The following is a 2,801-nucleotide window of genomic DNA, read 5'->3' as shown; positions in this document are numbered from 1 at the left end:
ATATTGTGCTGTAAAGATAAAAAAAGGGGCGTGAACTGCCAAGCAATTCACGCCCCTTTTTTATTTCTTAAGGACAAAATGTCAATCAAAAATGGCTGCTACCATCAAAACAATGCGTACATATCTTACACTTAGGCAATCCGATAGCCTCAACCAGAGTTTCCAACGTATTGAACTTCAAGGATGAAAGTCCGAAACGCTCGCGGATAACGTCCACCATCTTTTCGTATTCGGGTGAGCCGGTAGTGGCATACTTATCGAGATTCTTATTCTCGTCACCCTCCAGCTCCTTGATGACACGACGGGTAATCAGTTCCATGTCGCTTTTGGAAGCCGTGAATCCTACAAACGGGCAGCTATATATCAATGGAGGACAAGCAATCCGGATATGCACCTCCTTGGCACCATACTCATACAGCACCTTCACATTGTCGTGCAACTGAGTCCCCCGGACAATAGAGTCATCACAGAACAGCAGACGCTTACCCTCGAGCATGGCACGATTGGGAATCAGCTTCATCTTTGCCACCAGCGAACGCAATTCCTGCTTGCTGGGAGTAAAACTACGAGGCCAAGTCGGAGTATATTTGGAAATGGCACGATGATAAGGAACTCCTTTACCTTCGGCATACCCAAGCGCCATACCTACACCCGAATCAGGAATGCCGCAGGCACAATCCACCTCTGACTTATCTGTCTGTGCCATCTTGAAACCGGAGGCAAAACGCACTTCCTCCACATTCTTACCTTCGTAGCAGGAAGTGGGGAAACCGTAATATACCCATAGGAAGGAACAAATCTGCATTCCCTCATCAGGCTTGCGCATCTGTTCCACACCATCGGCACGCAGGCGAACAATCTCTCCGGGTCCCAAATAACGGTCTATCTCATAACCAAGATTCGGAAAGCTGCTCGACTCACTTGTGGCGGCATACGCTCCGTCTTTCTTGCCAATCACAATCGGAGTACGTCCCCAGCGGTCGCGAGCGGCAATGATGCCGTCTTCCGTCAATAACAGCATGGAGCAGGAACCTTTGATATGCTTATACACATTTTCAATTCCTTCGACAAATGTCTTTCCTTGTATAATAAGGAGGGCGATAAGTTCCGTCTGATTGGTTTTGCCCGAACTGAGTTCGGCGAAGTGCATGTTTTGGGCCAACAGTTTTGTTTCCAGTTCTTGCAGATTTACTATTTTGGCTACCGTTACAATGGCAAAGCGACCAAGGTGGGAGTTGAGGATAAGGGGTTGAGGGTCTGTATCGCTGATGATTCCTATTCCGGAATTTCCTTTGAACTTGTCCAGTTCATCCTCAAACTTCGTGCGGAAATAAGTGCTTTCCAGATTGTGAATGGAACGGGTAAACTGCTCCGTTTCTGCATCGTATGTAGCCAACCCACCACGTTTTGTCCCTAAATGTGAATTATAATCTGTGCCGTAAAACAAATCCGCCACACAGCTTGTTGCCTTGGCGACTGTTCCGAAAAAACCTCCCATAAGTTCTGTTTTGTTATTGGTTTCTAAAATTAACGGATGCAAAGGTATGAAGAATTTGCGAAATTCGGGCAGATTTGAAATGAATAAAAAAGGCAATATATTTCTTGCCCACAATAGAAGTTATATTATTGGAAACATATACTTTTGTGATCGAAACCAAACAACTGTATAATGGGAGAAACCGCAAATATTATAATAGCCGATACTCTTCAAGGTCTGGGGACGGACGCATACAGTGGCTATCTTGCACACGCCCTCTGTCTGTCAGGAATCTGCCGATTGAAGTACAATGGAGAGGAGCGCGAGCTACGTGCCGGCGACCTGATGATTGTCCGCAAAGGAAAACTGGTAGAGAAAATTCAACCTTCAGAAGATTTTCGCGTAAAGGTCATCTATATCGCATCGGGCTTTGTGGTGCTGAGTACACCACAGAACAACTACGGCATGAAAGGGCAACTTTCCCTATTTCTCAATCCTATCATGTCCCTGACTACCGAACAGCAAGAGCTATGTCTCCGGGATTTTGAACAAGTGGAATACAGACTCCGGAATACAGACCATCATTTCCATCGCGATATGCTTATCGCCTCCACACAGATGTTGATACTCGACTTCTTCGATTTCCACTCCCATCTATATGGCGAGGACAATATCTCTGTACAAAATGCTTCCATCATGAGCCGTTTCCTCAACATGCTGGAGAACGGAACTTTCCGCGAGCATCGTGAAGTGACCTATTATGCCGACTGCCTATGTGTCACCTCCAAATATCTTTCGGAAGTTTCCAAGAAAGTAAGCGGTTATACAGCAAACTACTGGATAAACCGTTATACCACACTCGACATCTCGCGTTTGCTGCGCGACAAATCACTAACGTTCGTCCGTATTTCCGATATGTTCGGTTTTTCCTCTCCTGCTTATTTTAGCCGTTACGTACAACAACATCTGGGTGTAAATCCGACAAAATACAGAGGTTAATGATTATAGTTTTTGATTGTTTGCCCGTTTCAGATCTATTAGCGAAATATGCTCATTACGATAGCGGGCATTGGGGTTCTTCTCCGTTCCGTCAGGAAAAGAGCCATCTTCCTGCTTTATGAACTGAATAGCCTTCTGCGGACAATTCTGTATGCAGGCAAAACAGAACTCGCAGTCACCGGACGTCTTCACTCCTCTCGACGTCAGCTCATAGTTGCCGCGCGGACAAACGTAGGTACAGATGCCACAGTCAATACAAGCATCGGTCACGGTAAAGAACTTCTCGCTTTTCATCAGGAAGCCCACCTCGGGGTCGAGTCCACTC

3 protein-coding genes are annotated in these 2,801 nt (G+C 46.0%); 1 reads left to right on the top strand and 2 read right to left on the bottom strand.

Going from position 1 to position 2,801, the window contains the following annotated elements:
* Positions 1-85: 85 nt before the first annotated feature.
* Positions 86-1,498: an amidophosphoribosyltransferase gene (locus ABUA47_RS00825; RefSeq protein WP_005826808.1), complete on the bottom strand. Its 1,413-nt coding sequence runs from the start codon at positions 1,496-1,498 to the stop codon at positions 86-88.
* Between the two features lie 171 nt (positions 1,499-1,669).
* Between ABUA47_RS00825 and ABUA47_RS00820 the strand changes: the two genes are divergently transcribed.
* On the top strand, positions 1,670-2,476 hold the full coding sequence (locus tag ABUA47_RS00820) for a helix-turn-helix domain-containing protein (protein ID WP_005826809.1): 807 nt from the start codon (positions 1,670-1,672) through the stop codon (positions 2,474-2,476).
* A 3-nt stretch (positions 2,477-2,479) separates the two neighbouring features.
* On the opposite strand, the gene ABUA47_RS00815 is transcribed toward ABUA47_RS00820, so the two are convergent.
* Positions 2,480-2,801, bottom strand: a 322-nt coding sequence (locus ABUA47_RS00815) for a 4Fe-4S binding protein (protein WP_349831370.1), incomplete at its 5' end; no start/stop codon positions are given.

It is taken from the genome of Bacteroides sp. RTP31139st1_H2_RTP31139_211217 (genome assembly GCF_040227615.1).
Classification (GTDB): Bacteria; Bacteroidota; Bacteroidia; order Bacteroidales; family Bacteroidaceae; genus Bacteroides; species Bacteroides uniformis.
This window is presented reverse-complemented; position numbering and strand designations above follow the sequence as displayed.